This window comes from Paenibacillus sp. MT86 (genome assembly GCF_058792535.1).
The window spans coordinates 3,745,728-3,765,073 of record NZ_CM179499.1 but is presented as its reverse complement, the minus strand read 5'-3'; the positions used below and the strand labels follow the sequence as shown (position 1 = coordinate 3,765,073).

14 protein-coding genes are annotated in these 19,346 nt (G+C 49.4%); 11 read left to right on the top strand and 3 right to left on the bottom strand.

Features of this window, described 5'->3' with window-relative positions:
- Window positions 1-56 precede the first annotated feature (56 nt).
- On the top strand, window positions 57-2,315 hold the full coding sequence (gene bahA, locus AC3RCL_RS16635; RefSeq protein ID WP_492530793.1) for a bacitracin amidohydrolase BahA: 2,259 nt from the start codon (window positions 57-59) through the stop codon (window positions 2,313-2,315).
- A 62-nt stretch (window positions 2,316-2,377) separates the two neighbouring features.
- Here bahA and AC3RCL_RS16630 read toward each other — a convergent pair whose 3' ends face one another.
- A complete protein-coding gene (locus tag AC3RCL_RS16630) occupies window positions 2,378-2,548 on the bottom strand; it encodes a hypothetical protein (RefSeq protein ID WP_452539286.1) in 171 nt (56 codons plus the stop codon).
- A 254-nt stretch (window positions 2,549-2,802) separates the two neighbouring features.
- Here AC3RCL_RS16630 and AC3RCL_RS16625 point away from each other — a divergent pair, with 254 nt between their 5' ends.
- On the top strand, window positions 2,803-4,095 hold the full coding sequence (locus AC3RCL_RS16625; RefSeq protein WP_492530790.1) for a class II aldolase/adducin family protein: 1,293 nt from the start codon (window positions 2,803-2,805) through the stop codon (window positions 4,093-4,095).
- Between the two features lie 122 nt (window positions 4,096-4,217).
- On the opposite strand, the gene AC3RCL_RS16620 is transcribed toward AC3RCL_RS16625, so the two are convergent.
- Together AC3RCL_RS16620 and AC3RCL_RS16615 are read right to left on the bottom strand one after the other, a co-directional pair.
- On the bottom strand, window positions 4,218-6,206 hold the full coding sequence (locus AC3RCL_RS16620) for a DUF4832 domain-containing protein (RefSeq protein WP_492530788.1): 1,989 nt from the start codon (window positions 6,204-6,206) through the stop codon (window positions 4,218-4,220).
- Between the two features lie 166 nt (window positions 6,207-6,372).
- Window positions 6,373-7,395 carry a LacI family DNA-binding transcriptional regulator gene (locus tag AC3RCL_RS16615; RefSeq protein WP_096773590.1) on the bottom strand — a complete coding sequence of 341 codons (1,023 nt, stop codon included), beginning with the start codon at window positions 7,393-7,395 and terminating at the stop codon, window positions 6,373-6,375.
- A 350-nt stretch (window positions 7,396-7,745) separates the two neighbouring features.
- Between AC3RCL_RS16615 and AC3RCL_RS16610 the strand changes: the two genes are divergently transcribed.
- The 9 genes from AC3RCL_RS16610 to AC3RCL_RS16570 all read left to right on the top strand — a co-directional run bounded on the left by AC3RCL_RS16610 (window position 7,746) and on the right by AC3RCL_RS16570 (window position 19,268).
- Window positions 7,746-9,110, top strand: a complete 1,365-nt coding sequence (locus AC3RCL_RS16610) for a DUF4832 domain-containing protein (protein WP_492530786.1) — start codon at window positions 7,746-7,748, stop codon at window positions 9,108-9,110.
- Window positions 9,088-10,413 (top strand): acyltransferase domain-containing protein, encoded by a 1,326-nt coding sequence (locus tag AC3RCL_RS16605; protein ID WP_492530784.1) that lies wholly within the window; start codon window positions 9,088-9,090, stop codon window positions 10,411-10,413. Before AC3RCL_RS16610 ends, AC3RCL_RS16605 begins: the two co-directional genes overlap by 23 nt.
- Entirely contained in the window at window positions 10,394-11,485 is a 1,092-nt protein-coding gene (locus AC3RCL_RS16600; protein ID WP_492530782.1) for a DUF4832 domain-containing protein, read from the top strand. The genes AC3RCL_RS16605 and AC3RCL_RS16600 overlap by 20 nt, the downstream gene beginning before the upstream one ends.
- Window positions 11,486-11,518: 33 nt before the next feature.
- The gene (locus tag AC3RCL_RS16595) at window positions 11,519-12,784 is read left to right on the top strand and encodes a Gfo/Idh/MocA family protein (protein ID WP_492530780.1); all 1,266 of its coding nucleotides are present in this window, start codon (window positions 11,519-11,521) and stop codon (window positions 12,782-12,784) included.
- Window positions 12,785-12,814: 30 nt separating this feature from the next.
- The gene (locus AC3RCL_RS16590; protein ID WP_492530778.1) at window positions 12,815-13,741 is read left to right on the top strand and encodes an ABC transporter permease; all 927 of its coding nucleotides are present in this window, start codon (window positions 12,815-12,817) and stop codon (window positions 13,739-13,741) included.
- On the top strand, window positions 13,741-14,637 hold the full coding sequence (locus AC3RCL_RS16585) for a carbohydrate ABC transporter permease (RefSeq protein ID WP_009590583.1): 897 nt from the start codon (window positions 13,741-13,743) through the stop codon (window positions 14,635-14,637). The genes AC3RCL_RS16590 and AC3RCL_RS16585 overlap by 1 nt, the downstream gene beginning before the upstream one ends.
- Before the next feature lie 69 nt (window positions 14,638-14,706).
- A complete protein-coding gene (locus AC3RCL_RS16580) occupies window positions 14,707-16,167 on the top strand; it encodes an ABC transporter substrate-binding protein (protein ID WP_213578490.1) in 1,461 nt (486 codons plus the stop codon).
- A gap of 323 nt (window positions 16,168-16,490) precedes the next feature.
- Window positions 16,491-16,973: a DUF6530 family protein gene (locus tag AC3RCL_RS16575; protein ID WP_213579808.1), complete on the top strand. Its 483-nt coding sequence runs from the start codon at window positions 16,491-16,493 to the stop codon at window positions 16,971-16,973.
- A gap of 78 nt (window positions 16,974-17,051) precedes the next feature.
- Complete coding sequence (locus AC3RCL_RS16570) at window positions 17,052-19,268, top strand: AAA family ATPase (RefSeq protein ID WP_492530775.1); 2,217 nt, start codon at window positions 17,052-17,054, stop codon at window positions 19,266-19,268.
- Window positions 19,269-19,346: the final 78 nt, after the last annotated feature.

The window sequence follows — 19,346 nt, the reverse complement described above, 5'->3', positions numbered from 1 at the left end:
CGGTATCCTCAGGTGTAGAACGATCTACTAAATAGAGTGCAGGAGGACTGGGAAGAGTGGAAATACAAAAAGAGAAAGAGAACGAGAAGGGCATTGCCATTATACAAAGAATCGTTGCAAACCGGAAACGTATGCAGCCTTTAACTCCTGGATGGAAGGGGGCGTCGCTTGGACTAGGAGGCATCGCCTTCATTCTAATCCTGATCCAAGCCGATTATTTATTGACGGGGCACGGTTTCATAAAATATATCGCGGGCACGTTTTTGTTTGTTTTAGCGATTGCCATGATAAGCGGCTTGACCGCGTTGCTGCTGCACGGAGTCAAGAAACTGCCAAGCCGTTATATTTGGACGTTGACAGGCTCACTGACCTTGCTTGTATGCTGCTTCACCGTGCCGCCGAAAGTATCGGCCTTGTTCATTGCATGTTTGGCCTTTGTTTTTTCTTTATTTGGGGCATTGCTTTATAAAATTGCAGCCGGAAGCTACAGGCAAGTCTCAAAAGCAAGGAGAATCGGCGCCATGGCCTGCTTGTCCTTGATTACCATCGTGATCGGAGCGGGCAGCTTCTGGCTGATTCGGGAGGGAGATGAAGCAGCTCCGGCCATCACGTTACAACAGCTGAAAACCTCAAGCCGGTATGAAGAAACCTTGATGAACAATCCGGCAGAACAAGGCACATTTCCCGTCCAAAGCCTGTTATACGGAAGTCCTGACAACTACCGGAAAGAGTTTAATCAAAGCGGTTCGCTGACGACCAAAACGGTGGATGCAACCGAATTTGTCGATAAATGGTCCTCAGGGCGAACGAAGTCGCTTGGATTCGGACCGGATGCCATGCCGTTAAACGGAAAAGTATGGTATCCCGAAGGGGAGGGCACATTTCCGCTGGTCCTGATTGTGCATGGAAACCACTTAATGAACGATTATTCCGATCCCGGTTACGAATACCTCGGCAAACTGCTCGCGAGCAAAGGGTATATTTTCGTCTCCGTGGATGAAAATTTCCTGAATGCCGCCCCATACGAGGACCTTTTTCTGGTTAGCGCCCTCCAACGCGAAAATCCGGCAAGAGGTCTGCTGCTGCTGGAGCATTTGAAGACATGGAAGGGCTGGAACAGCGATCCGGACAACCCGTTTTATCAAAAGGTCGATATGGAACGAATCGCCCTCATCGGTCATTCCCGGGGAGGCGAAGCGGTCGCGATTGCGGCGGCCTTCAACAAACTCGGCAATCACCCGGATCACGGCCATATCAAGTTTGACTATAACTTCTCGATCCGCTCTCTCGTTTCCATTGCGGGAACGGACGGGCAGTATCAGCCGCAAGGCAAACCGCTGCCGCTGCAGGACGTGAATTATCTCTCTTTGCATGGAGCTCATGATATGGACGTCAACAGCCTGGACGCTGCCAAACAATATCATCGGATTCGTTATACCGAAGGCAAAGATTACATGAAGTCGATGATCTATGTCTATGGGGCCAACCATGGCCAGTTCAACGGAGGCTGGAACAGAGGGGATGGAGCAGGTCTTGCGAATCGTCTCTTTAACCTTCGTCAAATCATGCCGCGGGAAGAGCAGGAAACGATTGCCAAGGTGTTTATTTCCGGTTTTCTCGATGCAACGCTTAAGGACCAACGTCAATATCGGGAGATGTTCACGGATTTGGGTTACGCCAAGGAATGGATTCCCGACAACCTGTACGTGGGCAATGTTTACGATTCGGGGACGACCATGATTGCCGATTTTGAAGAAGACATCGATCTGCAGAGCACGACGCTGCCTGGCGGCAGCCTGATGGGCGAACATCTCCGGGTATGGAAGGAGGAGAAGGTAAGGACCAAGCATGGCTTGGCCGATTACAGCGCGGTTCGCTTAGGCTGGGACACGAGAGGAGAATCCGAACCTGCATCCTTCACGGTCACGCTGCCGGAACGCGGCATGGAAACGGGAACGGAAAGCTCTGTCGTATTTTCGATGGCGGACGCCCGTGGAAAAGACGCGAGCGGCGACCCGAATGAACTGATCAATGCAACGGTTTCCGTTGAAGACAAGAGAGGCAATCAGGCAAGTCTTCCCCTCAGCCACATATCCAAATTGCCGCCTGTTATCGAAGGTAAACTTCTCAAATGGCCGTTCTCGAATTCCGGGAACATTTCGGAGCCCGTATTTCAAAGCTATGATTTCCCGTTAAGCGATTTTGAACAAATGAATCCGGACTTCAACCCGCAGCAGCTGAGCAAGGTCCGTATTCAATTCAACCTGACTAAGCGGGGAACCGTGCTTCTGAGCGACATGGGGATCCGATCGTAACATGCTTGATATGGTCTGATAGGATGACTTTGATGACTGCCACTCGACAAGAACTAGATACGCTAAAGAAGCCGCCATATTGGCGGCTTCTTTAGCTCGGAATATTCGGACATTCCGCAGGCGGGGCTACCGCTGCTCAGGTGATGTATGAGGATGACCGGGTCGACGCCGGCATCGATATGGATGGAACGATGGGGCACATGCCCGATAACCCGCTCCCGGTGGCGCAGCACGGTTTGGATCGTCCTTTCATGCTCATGAATTCAGGCTGCAATAAGGAGAGCGAGGTTGATTCCCATGACCGCGATGGATTGTCAATCGTTCTGGCAGCATTTCTCCGGCTGGAAGCTTTCAGGATCATCATCAATATTATTTACGGCTTTTGTTATTGTTTTTGCCACATTTCTCCTCGATTATCGACAGAAGAAACAGTATAATAAAAACAAACAAAACTAAACAAAAACATTCGGATAGGGCGGTGGCAGGAATGAATCAGGATTTTGTGCATCCGGCAGATCAGCTTCTTCTCTTTATCAATCGCATTTACAACCATGGGATGACAACCACGTCGGGAGGCAATTTGTCGATCAGGGACCAAAACGGGGATATATGGATTACGCCAGCGGGAGTGGACAAAGGGTCGCTTAACCGGTCGGATATGGTATGCGTGAAGGAGGACGGCAGGGTAGAGGGAATTCACAAGCCTTCCAGCGAATTTCCCTTTCACCGGCTCATCTATCAAACCCGCCCGGATTTGAAGTCGATCATTCATGCCCATCCGCCTGCACTGGTTTCGTTCAGCATAGTAAGGCGCATTCCGGATACAAGGCTGCTTCCGAACGAAAGGCAAATCTGCGGCGAGATCGGAATCGCGCCTTATGCGCTGCCCGGAAGCGAGCAGCTTGGGGAGAACATCGCAGCCGTCTTCAAGCAAGGGATCGACACCGTCATGCTGGAGAATCACGGGGTCGTGGTCGGGGGAGAGGACCTATTTCAAGCGTTTCGTCGGTTCGAAACCCTCGACTTCTGTGCACGCCTTGAGATTGAGGCACGTCGAATCGGTAAACCGGTCCTGCTTAACGATGAGGATTACGAAACCGTGCGCAACAAAAGCACGCTGCAGATGGATACGTTCATCCGCGATTCCTGCACGTCGGAAGAAAAAGAGCTGCGCCGCGATATGTGCGGATTGATGAAACGCGCGTATAAACAGGGATTGTTCACCAGCACGCAGGGCACCTTCTCCCATCGATTGCAAGGAAACGATTTTGTCATCACGCCCTATGGCAAAGACCGCAATGATCTGGAACCGGAAGACCTCGTCCGCATAGAGAACGGCAAAGCGGAAGCGGGCAAACAGCCGAGCAAATCCGTTTTCCTCCATGAAGCGATCTATAACACGCAGCCGCATGTCCATTCGGTCATCATCGCGCATCCTCCCAACATTATGGCATTTGCGGTCACCGATACGGCCTTCGATTCGAGGACGATTCCGGAAAGCTATATATTGCTTCGCGGAACGCCGAAGCTCCCCTTTCATGCGGTGTATAACGAGCCTGAGCGTACCGCTTCGCTGTTTAAAGCCAATACGCCGATTGCCATTGTGAACAATAACTGCGTAATCGTTGCCGGTCAAAGCCTGCTCAACGCTTTTGATCGATTGGAAGTTGCGGAGTACAGCGCGAAATCCATTTTGTCGGCGAGAACGCTAGGCGATGTCATCCACATCGATGATGAGCGAATCCGCGAGCTTGAAGCAGCATTTCATCTGGAATCATGAGCAAGAACCAGGCGTTCATGATCTATAACCTTTAAATGAAGGAAGAGCAGCAGAGTTGCCGTGAATGATACGCGGCCATCTGCTGCTCTTTTTATTATGATAGTTGAAATCCGGTTAGCATGCTATTTGGTCCATGAACCGACCTTATAAGCTCCGTCTGAAAGCCGGTTTGTGTTAGCGAAATCAATCGCCGGCTGGTTCGTCGATGGATCGAGAATCGCAATGGCTAATTCATAAGTACCGCTCGGCAGTGTATTCGTAGGAAGAGAGCCTGTGACCGTGTGCTGCCCTGTTCTCCAGGTCGTTAAGTCCGCCGATGTGGTTTGGCGTGCCACGATCTGGCCGCCGCTGCGCAGCTGGATTTCAAGAGGCCAATTGAACGGGAAGTGCTGAACCCCCTTATTCTCCACCGTGACGGATACCTGTAGCGTGCTTCCGCTATTTACTTGCGGGTATGCAGCCTTGTTTACGACAAAGTGATAACCCATTCGTTTCTTGAGCGTATCGATGTTGCCTTGCAATGGATTCCCAACCGCCAGGGAAGCCGGAGAATTCGGTCCCAGCCAGCTTGGCTTGCTGAGCTCGGTTTGCCGAAGGGTCTCATTGAAGCCGCTGCCTGACGTAAGCGCAGCATTCATGCCATAAGCACCGCCATAAAATTCGCCGCCGGAGACGCGAGTATCCCAAAAGTTTGCATGTGCGGGTTGCTGCTGGCCGATGTCATCCCAATATCCGTTCTGGGTGCCTGTATACCAGCCCCAATCGGAATCGAAGCTCGGCTGATCGCCGAAGACGTCATTGTACATTCCCAGAATCAAACCCTTGTTGTTATTCTTGGCCAGCTCTACACTGCGTCTAATCAATAGCTGCGTGTGATCCTCCTGATTGGCAAAGGCATCGATATAATGCTGAATATATTGGTTGGATATGCTGTTCGGGGGAAATGCCCCCGTATAGTTGCTTTCCCCGTTCGGTCCGACATAAGGCCAGGTATGGAATTCGGCCCAATGTCCGAGCGAACCGATTTGCACAAAAGCGATCGGGCTATCCGGGGAGTCGTAATGGTCCGCAATCGCCTCGATTGCAAGTTTGTGCCTGGCGATCAGATAGTCGGAACTGTAATTAGGAGAGAAGCCCGTGTTGTTGCCGGCTCCCATGCCTCCAGTATCGTCGCGATAGGCCTTGCCCGGCGATTGTCCCAGGCTTGCCATGTCGTTGTACAGCCAATCCGGGATATCCCGGTGAGCCACGCCGGAAGGACTGTCCAGAATAAAGCGAAGGATTACCTTGACGCCGCGGCTTTTCCAATAGTCGAAATGATTGGAGGCTTCAATCGCACTGAAATCATAATTGCCCTTCGTCGGCTCAAACTCCTTCCAAGTCACGCCGGCATATACCAGCCGATGAGGTTGAGGATAATTGGTAGATTTCGCGGATGGAGCCCAGCCTTTAAACGGGTTATTCAACGGATCATTCAGCTCGGTTGGATAGAATTCGATCATATTGCCTCCCGGATGATGTGCTTGTAAGGTATAGACCGGAAGCGGCTGGTTCTGTGCCGGCAGGCGGTGCAAATCCGAATTGTTATCCAGATACCCGATGCTCACGCTGCTGCCTTCGCCAAGTCCAAGCGTAGAAAGAGGGATCGCTGCTTCAATCACGGATGAGGAACGTACATATTGAGAAGAAGTCAGAGACGATGAAAAATTCCAGCTCCAACTGCTTCCATTGCCTGAGTAGCGGTATAAGGTTTGGTTCTCGAGAAGCCACTCAACGCCCGTCGTGCCCCAGCCAAAAGCTTGATATCCGGTAGAAGCATTCCCGTCCGTATTCAACCAGAAGCTTCCCATCGTAGTGCTAAGGCCGGAGCCTTGTACAAGCAGATAAAGATTCTTGTCGTCATGGGAAGCCTTTAAGCTTTGAGCCGTTCCCGTATTCGTGGATAGGGCCGGAATGCCCTCCCAGTCGCTCGGATCGCCGTCAACAACGATAGAGGCAGAGGCAGCTTCCGCAGACCAAGTAAAGCGGGGAAAAGGGAATAAGGCAAGTAGAATGGCCGTCATGATAATTAGGGCAAACGGCTGCTTCCAATGGATACCCCGTGCTTTCATGTCAAACCTCCTCACAGAATTGTTCTTTTACTCTCAAGAAATCGAATCCTTCACCTCCTTTCCGAGCCAGGCAATTAACAATACGTGAATACGTGCAACGGTTCCAGGCGCTTGTTCTGAAAAAGCATGGAAACGCCGTTAAGTTTCTTCTTGCCAAAAAAGCCGTTTAAGTTGAGCTGCGTACCACCAAGCGTGTAGGCAAAATCACTTTTTTGGGCAGCAGCTTGTTTCCGTTGATTCGGTCGATTAAGTTATCGACAGCTACCATGCCGATTTCTTTCATCGGCACATCGATCGTAGACAGCGGCGGATTGGAATACTTGGATACCTCAATGTTGGATAGCCCAATAACCGCTACTTCGTCAGGAACGGAAATACCGTTGTTATACAGGCCGTTGAGGGCGGCCATAGCCATTAAATCGCTGCCGGCAAAGAAGGCAGTCGGGAAATTTCGGTTTGTACATAGATGATTGATTTTTTCGATGCAGACCGCCTCATCCCACATGCAATCAATAACCCAATCGGGATTGACCGACAATCCGGCAGCATGCATGGTTGCGTAGTAGCCCCGATAACGACGGCTGTCTTTGAGGTTGCTCGATAATCCGCTTCCCCCGATATATCCGATTCGGGTATGGCCTTTTTCAATGAGATGGCTGACGGCCATCGAAGCGACATTGTAATGATCGTAGCCGACATTGTCGATATCCCCGCGTTCCGTATCGATACCTACGATGTACGGGACCTGCTTGCGAATATATTCGTAGGTCTCGTGATCGAGCGATTCCATGAGAATGAGGCCGGTAATCGGTTCGCTGAATGTATTAAATAGGATCTTGCTGTCGTTCAATTCAATTCCCGTCCGGATAAAGGACATGTTGTAACCGGCGCCAAGCAAGCGTTCTTCCACGCCGGATAAGATCGACATGAAGTAGGGATCGTTGTATTTATCCTTGGTGACGCTTAAGACGCATCCGATTTTGATATGCGATTTGCTTTCGGCCGGATCCTGAGCAGAAACCTTGCGCTTGGGCCCTGATGCGATTTTATAGTTCAGCTGCGTAACGGCTTGCCAAACCCTTTCCCGGGTTTCGTCCGTGATTTTATACTTCGTATCATTGTTTAACACTCTGGACACGGTGGCTGTGGATACATTTGCAAGTTTAGCAACATCCCGAATCGTACTCATGTATAAACACATTCTCCTTTTAAGTTACTAATAATCGCCATTTTAGAGTTTATAGGAATGTTACATTGTTAACAATGATTTGCTTTTATTATAGATATGTTACGTTGTTTGTTGCGCAATATTGTTACGTTACTTCATTTTACATTCCTCCTTAATCAAAATCAAGAGTAACATGTATATTCCATACGTTGTCACTAGAAATTTCGAAGTATTTCAAAATTGATATTGCCAGATAACATGCGAATGATATAACATGAAATCACTAAACAAATTGTGTAATGAAACAGATTAAACGTAACAAACAACGTAACAAGCAGAGAGTTCTGTTTAGTACATGGGGGAGTTGGGATATGAACAAGAGAGTTACGGTTTACCCTATGATATCGGATGAAATGTTGACCAATCCGGGTATTGGCTTTACCACGGCGCCGGGCTTGATGGGAGATCCGGAACGGATTGTTGATAACCGGGGGGAAGCGCAGCGCAAATACAAGTTTGCGGAAGACAGCAGGACGTACAATCATCCGGACAGCAAAGTATATTTCTCCAGCGTTCGTTGGCGTGACATCGAAACGGATAAAGGTAGTTATGACTGGAGCGTACTGGAGGAAAAGCTGGATTACGCCAAATCATTAGGCTGTACTGCCGTGGTGCGCTGTTCGCCATATGCATTATGCGAAGAAGACGATATTCCGTCTTGGTTCCGGGCCGAATATCCGGAGGAGCCCGAGTTTCCGTTCTGGAGAGTAGACCCTCTGACCACCCCATATGCCGAGTATTGGTCTAATTTCATCAAGGCGTTTGCCGCCCGCTTTGACGGCCACCCGCTTATCAGCTCGATCGATTTGACCATAGTCGGAGCCTGGGGGGAAGGCGGCGGAACCGAATTTCTAACGCCTGGCGCGATTAAGCAGATAACGGATGCTTACTTGGACGGTTTTAAAATAACGCCTCTCCAGGCACTGCTGCATGATCCGCTGTCGATCCGGATCATAAATGAACGAAAAGCCAAAGTCGGATTTCGCGTGGATTGCTTGGGGGATATGGGCGGCTTTCATGGTGATCAGTGGTCGCATATGACCGATTTCTATCCGCAAAATATTCAGAATTTTGAGATGGGCGATGCCTGGGAGAAAGCGCCGATCCTGTTCGAAGCATGCTGGCATATGAATGACTGGTATCTGCAGGGCTGGGATATCGACTATATCATACAGGAAACGCTCAAGTGGCATATTTCATCCTTTAACAACAAAGGGACGGTAGTACCGGAACCGTGGAAAGAGAAGGTCAAGGCTTGGATTAACAAGATGGGCTACCGCTTCGAATTAAGGAAATTCGCGTACGATTCGATAGCGTTCGTTGGCGGAGAGCTAAACATCGATGCGTTGTGGGCTAATGTCGGCGTCGCTCCGATTTATCATCGTTATCCGCTGGCGGTGAGGTTAACCGGCCAATGTCGATCGTATACGCTCCATAGCAGTGAAGACATCAGGGAATGGCTCCCGGATGAGGATATTGCATGGACAGAAAGCTTTTCGCTGCCGGACGATATGCCGGCGGGCGAGTATGCGCTGGAGATTGGCATCGAAACCGGCGTGAAGGAAATCGGGAATATCCAGCTGGCAATCACGGGATATCAAGACGGCTTTTACCCGATGGGTAAGCTATTCGTCGAAAGGGGGAGGCAGGCTAATGGAAAGGCCGATGAATTATAAAGAAGTAACAGCGATCTGTGAATTTGATTATCTGCCTGATGGATTGGAAGCAAAATATGATCGCTATCTACCGGATGGCGAGCCCTATCTCATACCAAGGGGCTTCTTGAATGGAATCTTTGAGCGATATCAGACTCCCGAGGAGACTCGGCAATGGATTGAACAGGGGATTTTAGCGATAGAGGAAGACGCCGTATTGTTTCATTTCACCAAATTTATGGTGGAGGATCTGTGCTCGGCGCGCAATCGCTGTGATGAAGCCTTTTATACCAATATGACGCCCGCATGCATGAAGAAGTACGGCGAATTATATTCGTTTTTGTTGCTGCTAGCCTGCGTGGTGCCTTCCATGAAGATGCTGGAGAAGCGTTCCGTACCCCTAACCTATTATGAGGACATTCCGCATCAACCGCTGAAGCTGCAAATGGAAAAATTGGCACTGCAAGGCGATGCCAAGGTTCATGATTTCCCGTGGGTGATGAATTTCTATACCTGCTCCATCTTTCTGTTGGACCGCTTCTATTTTATTCCGTACCGATTCGAGGATTCCTTCACCATGTTCCGCCATAGGGATACGCAGGAAGTGCTTGCCCTTCGCCATCCCGGAGAGGATTTCCGCAGCGATGGACAGCGGAACGGAATCAACGATGTTTATGATCCGCAAGGCCGCTTCACATCGGAATGGCAGGAGAATGCCGAATTCATCATAGCGAATCGGATCAATCCCATGGGATTCGTCGAAAGAGAAACAACGCCGATCTTAAAGAAGGACTGGGATACCGTGCTTCAAAAAGGGGATACCCTGTTGGCGCTTCACATTCCTTCCGGGCCCGGGTACACGCCGGACAGGCTGAGGAATTCCATGGCGATGGCCATTGGGTTCTATGATCGATATTTTCCGGAATTGCCCATCAGAGGCTTCTGGAGTTCAAGCTGGCTTTATGATTCCAGGCTCTCGCTCGTTTTGGACAATGAAAAAAGCAATATCGTCCACGTTCAACGGCAGTTTTATAATTATCCCACCGATGAAGGGGACGGCATGCTGCGCTATGAAGTCTTTGGAGACCGGAATGCTGATCCGACGTTGAACACCGGCGAATATACGACCTCGCTGCAAAGAGCGGCAGCTGAGTATATGCGGACCGGGGCCAGATTCAATACGTTAAGCATGATCGTGCTGACGGAAGATATCAGCCGGATTGGCAGCATGCCTTATATAACCGACGCAGATATAGAATTGTTCCGCGGAACCGTTGACAGCCATTTACAAAGGAGCGAAGAGGATGGGGAAATATTCGCTTGAGAACTACGAGAAGTATAAAACCGTCAAAGTCAGGCCGAAGCCCTTGTCGGTCAAGGAGTACGAAACAATCCACGGTCGATTCGAATATGCGGCTTTTTCATGGAAGGAACTAGAACCTGCGCGAGGAGAGTATAAGCTCGGAGGGGTCGACAAGGTAATGAAAGCGATTACGAATCCTGTTCTTTTCCTGACGCCGGACCTGCCAGAATGGACGAAGGATAACCACGAAGCATGTTATGCGGCATTGATCCGAAAAGTCGGGAGTATGATCGATTCGGATAAACGCCTTGCGGCCGTTTTGATCTCGACCTTGGCAAACAGCAAGGAAGAATGGAACGCCTATATCGATTCCTTTGGATCCCAGGTACTGCTTGCAGATTTGCAGAATGAACCACTGATTCGATATTTAAAGGAGCGCGGCCGCGGCTTTGGCTTGCTGGTGAAGTGCGGCGAGGAGAATTGGATCGAATGCTGCGAAGCCTTTGCCAAACATCATTTGCAGCGGGTATGGAAGAGCTACCCGGTGTTCCTCCATGCGACCGATGAAGCTGGCGGTTCCCATATCAGACGGGAGGCCTTTCGCTGGCATGCCGGGATGTCCAACGTAAACCTAGGGCTTGGTTACAACCTTGCTTTACGTCGGTTAACCTACCCGGAAACGGTGTCCGGCAGCGGGAGCCTGCCGCTGCGATTCTGGTTCGTAAACTCGGGAAGCTCAAGAATCTATCGAAAATTTCAGCTGCGGCTGCAGCTAAAGCAGGAAAACGTGTCCCATGAATTTCCGCTGCACGCGGCAACGCATTCCTGGTTAACCGGCGACCTTGTCCATAACGAGATCGTACACTTGCAGGACATCGCGGCGGGAACCTATTCGCTTGGCATAGCGCTCTGTTTCGAAGACCGTTCTTCACTTACGCTGAATATACAGAACCGGCAACAGGATGGTTTTTATGAGATGGGTACGATACAAGTCGAAGCCGCCCGCGAGGATCCGCTCAAGAATATATGGGACACCTATTATCCGGAAGGATATTATCCCTTGGAAGATCCCCAGATGCCGGGACAAGAATAATCCATCTAGACAAATACGAGCTCGCTGGAGGTTATGGAGTTGAAACTAGCATTAATTGGTGCAGGACAAAGAGGCATGATCTATTCAAGGCACGCTTACCAAAGCGAGGAAATTGTGGCGGTCATCGAGCCGGATGCCGGCAGAAGAAAGGCAGCGGCGGATGAGTTTCAGATTCCGCTGGAGAAACAATTTGCATCCGTGGATGTGTTTTATGCAATGGGGAAAATTTGCGATGCCGTCATCATCTCTTCCATGGACAAGGACCATTACGAGCAAACGATGATGGCGCTTGATCTTGGCTATGATATTTTGCTCGAGAAGCCCATTTCACCAAGTCCGGTAGAATGCATGAGAATTCAGGAGAAAGCCAATGAAAAAGGACGCAAGGTGATTGTATGCCATGTACTCAGATATACGAACTTCTTTGCGGAAATTAAGAAAATCATCGATAGCAATGAACTCGGGAAAATCGTGACCATACAGCATAACGAGAACATCGGCAATTTCCATATGGCACACTCCTTCGTAAGAGGCAATTGGAGAAGAAGCGATCTGGCGAGCCCGATCATCATGCAGAAATCCTGTCATGACATGGATATTCTATCCTGGCTTGTGGACAGCGGGGCGAAGCGTATCTCATCGTATGGAAGCCTTACGTATTTCAAAGAGGAGAATGCACCGGCAGGCAGTGCGGAACGATGCCTCGACTGTAAGGCAGCCGCAAACTGCCGATTCGACGCAAGAAAAGCCTATTTGCCGATAAGGGGCCAATGGCCCGCTACCGTCATTTCGGCGGATCAGAGCGAAGAGGGACTGCTCCAAGCGCTAGCAACGAGTCCTTACGGACGCTGTGTATATCGGCTTGACAATGATGTATGCGACCATCAAGTCACCCTGATCGAATTCAAAAACGGGGTAACGGCAACGTTTAATTTAAGCGGATTCACAAACAAAATGTACCGTACGCTCAAAATCATGTGCGAGCATGGGGAAATCCGAGGCGACGATAACTTGAACATTATCGAAGTCACCCGCTTTAACTCCAATATGGCAGAATCCGTACAGCAAACCGTCATTCGGCCGGCAACGGTGAGCGGCGGACATAACGGCGGCGACACCGGTCTGATGAATGACTTCTTGGAGAATCTGGGGAATGCCGACTTCAGCAGCAGATCCTCCATCGACATGTCCGTTGAAAGCCATATGATGGCCTATGCCGCGGAAGAGGCGAGAATTACCGGTACCGTGATCGATCTGGATGAACTAAAGATGAAGCTGCAGCAAGGCATTACAGCATAGTCGTGTAATCACATGCAAAGGGGTGATGGAATGAGTTCGGCTGTCAAGGGATTTCTCTATGAAATAAAAAAACACAGGATCCTGTATCTCATGTGCGTGCCCGCGCTGATCGTGCTGATCATGTTCTCCTATATCCCGTTTGCCGGGATATGGATGGCGTTTACCGACTTCAATGTGGTCGACGGCATCTTCGGCAGCAAATTTGTGGGTCTGGACAACTTCAAATACTTTTTTTCGGAAAACAGCATGGGATGGAAGGTTACCTATAACACGCTGTATATCAACTTTTTCGGTCTCATCTTAGGCATTATCATTCCTGTCAGCATTGCCATTCTGATCAATGAAATCCGGCATAAAGCCTACCAAAAGATCGCGCAAAGCATGATGTTTTTTCCGTATTTCATATCTTGGGTTGTTGTCGGTGCGATTCTGTACGGAATCTTCTCCACGGATGTGGGCGTAGCGAATCATATTTTGAAGTTCTTCGGTGCAGAGCCGATCTCCTGGTACTCGGAGCCAAAGTATTGGAAGTGGATCATCATTCTGTCGAGCGTCTGGAAATGGAGCGGATACAGCTCCATTGTCTACATGGCGGCGATGTCCAATTTTGACGGGAGCCTATACGAAGCGGCCAAGGTCGATGGCGCCAACAAATTGCAGCAAATTCTTTACTTGACCGTGCCCATGCTGAAGCCAACAATCATCGTTTTAAGCTTGCTGAGCGTCGGACGAATCTTCTACGGGGACTTTGGGATGATTTACGGTATCGTTGGCAACAACCCGGTCCTGGCTGAAGAAGTAACGGTCATCGATACCTACGTTTATCAGTCGATGCGTACGCTGGGCTTTTCTTACTCGACGGCCATCGGGCTATTCCAGTCATTGATGGGCTTGATCCTGATTACGGCTGCTAACAAATCCGCTAAGAAAATAAACGACGGAGAGGGTCTATTTTGATGATGGAAAAGAATAGATTGCTTGGCGATAAATTGGTGATTGGCTTTGCCTATGCATTCATTGGCTTATTCGCACTCGTTTGTCTGTATCCTCTTGTATTAACGTTAAGCGTGTCCTTTTCTTCGGAACAGGCCGTTGCAAGAAACGGATATTCGATCATCCCTCTGAGCCCGAGCTTGGATACATATAAATATATCTTTGTTAATAGTGGGATGAAACTGCTCAAATCCTACGGCGTTACCCTGTTTGTAACCACTGTGGGGACGTTCGGGGCTCTGTTGATTACCAGCATGATTGCATTTTCCCTATCTATCAAAAAGCTGAAATACCGCAACGTGCTCGCTTTCATTAGCAACTTTACGATCATCTTCTCGGCCGGCTTGATACCGTGGTACATGGTCAGCGTCAATTATTACGGGTTGAAGAACAGCATTCTGGCTTTGATCCTGCCGTCCATATTCAGCGTATGGAACATGTTTCTGATGCGAACGTACTTTGCAAGCATTTCTCCATCTTTATATGAAGCGGCCGAGATGGACGGCGCCAATTATTTTACGATCTATGTCAAAATAGCCCTTCCGTTAAGCAAAACCGCACTGCTGACGGTTGGTTTAATGTATGCGCTTCAATATTGGAACGATTGGTGGCACGCGCTGATCTTCATTAACGAACGCGATTTGTTTCCGCTGCAGTATTTCCTCTACAACATTCTGTCGAACGTCAATGCGATAAGTTCCGGCCGAATTCCGTCAGGGGCATCGGGCAACATCACATTGCCTGCCGAAACCGTGAAGATGGCCATAACGGTCATTACGATCGGTCCGATCATTTTCCTGTATCCTTACATTCAAAAATACTTCGTGCACGGGATTATGGCCGGAGCGGTAAAAGAATAGACACCTGCGTGGTTATTGGCCGATTCAGGCTTTTAACATAGATTAACCATTTCATAGGGAGGGTCTTTCATGAAAGCAAAAAAAATGCTGATCTTGTTGGTTTTATTGATCGCATCCGTTTCGGTAATGGCAGGATGCAGCGGCAAAAAAGAGGGGGCAGCCGCGCTCGAAACCGTCACGATTTTGTATCCGGGGGAACGAAGCGATCGCATGAACGAATTTTTAAACAACGAATTCGCAGAGAAAATGGCTGCCGATCTCGGTCTAAAGGTCGAAGTCATATATGTGCCGTGGGCCCAGTACTGGGAACAGAAAGATATCATGCTGGCCGCGAACGAACCGATCGATTTGTATTGGGATGGTCTTCCGGATCTTTCCACGATCGTCAACAAGAAACAAGCCATGGTTCTGGATGATTTAATCCAGGAATATGGTCAGGATATGTTGAAAGTTTTGCCGATGGAACAGCTTCAAGGCGCAACCATCGATGGGAAAATTCACGGCATTCCGTCGGCCTATGCACCGTCCTCGGCCATGTACCAGCTGGTTGCCGTCCGCCAGGATATTCTGGAGGCCGTGGGGATGACCGACGTGAAGACACCCGACGATTTAAAAGAATTCGCGACCAAGGCGAAAGAGAAGTTTCCTGAAATGAAAGGACCCGCCGACATTATCTTCAAACCGTTGACTCGATACTTTACCGATGAACAATATAACTGGATCGCCGTCGAAGATTTGGTTGTATTCGGGGAAGACAGCAAGAAAGCATACAGCTATTATGAAACGGAAGCATTCCAGGAAGTGGCGAAATTTAACCGGGGAATGTATGAAGCAGGTTTATACACAGAGGATTTGACCATCAAATACAACGAGAGAGACTCCCGCATGCAGACCGGCCTATATTTATGGGTGGAAGGATCACTGGGCAAGGAAATGGAAATCGTCGATGCCATCAAAGCCAATGCCCCGGATGCCGAAGTTAAGACCTATTTGCTAGCCGAGGATAAGCCGCGTTATGTGACCGCCACAGGCGGGGAAGTTCTGGGCATTCCAGTCAATGCTCCGAATCCGGAAGGAGCCATGAAGTTTGTGAACTGGATTTATAAATCCAAGGAAAATTACCAGTTTGCTCTCTATGGCGTCGAAGGCAAGGACTACGAGATCGTGGACGGAAGAATCAACAAGCTCACCCCGAGTGAATTCTTCTATGAATGGATGTTCAGGAACCAGAATTACCAATTGTTCGGGCCGAACGTGGCCCAGGAATCCATCGATCAATATAAGAGCTGGGATGATCAGGCTGTTCGATCCGAATCCTTGGGATTCCGATTCAATAACGAAAAGGTTAAGTTGATCGAGACATCCTTGAAAGAAGTCGCAGGCAAAGATCTAGCTGCGATCCGTTCCGGATTTGTCGATTTTGAGACAGAGTATCCCAAAGCGATCCAGAAGCTGAAGGCGGCTGGGATTGACGAGTATGTCGCCGAGATACAGCGTCAGCTGGATGAATTCTTGGCAGCTAAACAATAGGGGTTTCTCCGTGTTCCAGCAACGAAGCGGCTGAAATTGAGAACTGTCGGTGAAACAGACCATACCATCATTAATTCCGAAGAAGTATCTCCTGAAAATGGGGATGCTTCTTTTCTTTTTTGTTCAATTCATAAATTCACGCTTTGCTGGGCGTTACCAGTCAGGTATTTACAACAAAATAAAATATGTCTATTATATAAATAGATGAATAATAAAAATGTTTATCAGAATAATGATCATTAATCATTACTTATATGTTCTATGGCAAACGATGCGCTTGAAATGTTTATGTAAGATCCATTTTTGAGAAAAGAGGAGAAATGATGGACATACACGCTTCTATGAATCATAAGCCTGTCATTGTGTCGGATAATTACGGGGAGGTCGATGGGCGGTTTGCGGGCGCCACCGATGTCAGGGCGTTATCCCTCGGACTGTCTCAGGGAAACGAGGAAGGCCAGGCAAATGTTGCCGCCAGAGTGTGGAGAAATACGGACGAGCAAGCAACCGAACAATCGTTAGAGCTTCCGATTCATCGCATTCTGGATTTGTCTATTCTCGTTTGCAGCGCACTGGCGCATTTTAGCGAAGCCTATCGATACGAGCAGCTCTATGATCCGCAGAATCCCGTGATCGACCGGATCGGGCTGCAGGGAAGCGCCATGACGGTAGCCGTATGCACGGACAATGAACAGATCCATGAGGATATCAGGCTGTTTAACGAGGCTTTGAGCGATAACGGCGAGATGATTGGTGAAAGACTGCGGACATTAACCAGAGCATTGAGAGAATTGGGGTACGAATAATGAGGAGGCATCCCGGATAGCGGGGGAATGGAGCGAGAGTATCCTTCCACGCTGGGAAAAGCTTGGAGGAGATAGGTTATGCTAGAACAGAATGACAATGAATATTACGTGCTGTCTCCCGGGAGAGCATTGACCGAAGAAGAAAAGAGCCTTGTCTGGACAAAACCGTTAACGCATAAAGGAAGTGAGGAAGAACGGCGAATCTCGAATGAAATTAAGCGGAATTGGGATCGGGGCGAGATGAAAATCGCCAATGTTTTGTTAGAGGGGGATGCCGGATCCGGAAAGACGCAGCTCGCCAAAGCTTTATCCGCGAACTTCAGGCTCCCCTACACCAAAGTCACATGTTTTGCCGATATGGATAAATCGGATATTATCGGAGCCATTTTACCGGTCATTACTTCCGATCAAATAGAGTACTTGGAACCTGCCGATCAGGCTGCCTTGAAAGCCCTATACGATAGTGACGGCTTTCGAAGTTCGACGGAGATTCTAATGGAGGCTTTGGGAATTTCGCGGGAGCATGCTTCGGCGAAGATGAAGCATGTATTGAAGCTGGCCGCGAATGCCGCAGAGAATAAGGCGGTAGAATATCGATTTTACGCTTCCGAGATCGTCAGAGCCTTTCAGAACGGCTATCTGCTGGAAATACAGGAACCGAACGTGATACGTGATGCTGCCGTATTAATGGCGCTGAATTCCGCGCTTGAGCCCGGCGGCACGCTGAATTTGCCGATGGGTATCGTGCACAGGCATCCGGATTTCATTGCGGTGATCACGGCCAACCGCAGTTATGCGGGATCCAGGCCGCTAAATGAAGCATTGCGAGACAGGATACAGCATTCGGAGAAAATGGATCTGCCAACCAAGGATATGATGATGGAGCGCGCAAAGGCCAAAATCGGCTGCGAGGACGATGAAATGCTGGACATCCTCGCAAGGGTCATCATTCTGTTGGACAAAACAGCCCGGGCCAATGCCATTAAGGGGGTTGCCGGCATGCGTTCCTATTTCTATTGGGCGGATGCCGTGGCTCAGGGATCTTCTGCAAGAGAATCCCTTTATCACAAAGTGATCTACAAGATTACGACCGATCCGGAAGAAATCAAACTGCTGGAAGATGCGCTGGAAGGCCAAGGCCTGTTGGGGCTGCTGGACGAAATTCCGGTTGAACCCCCAAGCAAACGAAGAGGGGATGCCGTGGAGATCTCCTGGGAAATCGATATGGATGTTGACTCCAATCCGGATCAGCAAGCCGGGGAAGAAGGGGTCCGCTTAAAAAAATCCGCTGAGAGCGAAGGCAGCACATCCGTTTCATCAGATGAATCAGCGGAGATGGAGAGCACGGATTCGGGCGAGGAGGGCAAGCCGAATTATCACCAGGCTAATCCTGAGCCCATGTCGGAAGAGGAGAAGCAGAAGGAACGGGATTTCCGCAAGAAGCTGAATCGGGTTTCCAGAGAAATCGTGTCCGATTCCCTTCATCGGTCGGTAAAGCTGATCGTTCATCGCCCTGATTATGATCCGAACCTACAGGAGGAATATGGGCGGTTAAGTCAGGGGCTTATGCCGATTGTACGGGAGATCGCCAGAAAAACGCTGCCGCTCTTGGAGCACGAAATCACCGCGGAGTATGCCAAAAATCAATACTATGGATCAAAATTTCAGGCAGACAGCGTAGCCTACCGGGACTTCAGGTTATTTGCCAAGAAACGGCCTCCGACGGAATTCCCTGGTCTTGTGGTCGGACTGAGGGTCGATGAATCCGCATCGATGGCTGCGTTCGGTAGATTGGAGGCAGCCAAGCGTGCGGTCATTGCGGTCTATGAATTTTGTCAGATTTGCCATATTCCTGTTCTGATCTACGGCGATACGGCCGATGTGTCCCGCTTGGAGCAGATGTCGATCTTCGCTTATGCCGACTATGATCATCCGGATGTTCGTGATCGCTTCAGGTTGATGGGAATCCGCGCGAGAAGCAACAATCGGGATGGTATGGCGTTAAGGATCATGGCGGAACGGCTGGCAGCTTCACCGAAGCAGACCAAGCTGTTGATCAGCATCAGCGACGGGCAGCCTAAGGCGATGGAAGACTATACCGGAAGTCTTGCCATTCAAGACATGCAGCAGACCTTATCCGAATATGAAAGAAAAGGAGTCAAATTTCTGGCTGCCGCCATCGGACAAGACAAGGATGTCATTAGCCGGATTTATGGTGCCGAGAGGTTTCTGGACATTACCAACCTGAATGAGCTGCCCGCAAAATTAGTGCGCATCATTTCTCGGTACTTATAAAACCGTGGGTAAAGCGTGTTCGTACAGCTTAAGCCTGTGTGTCTTCATGACACGCAGGCTTATTCCCTCATGAGATGA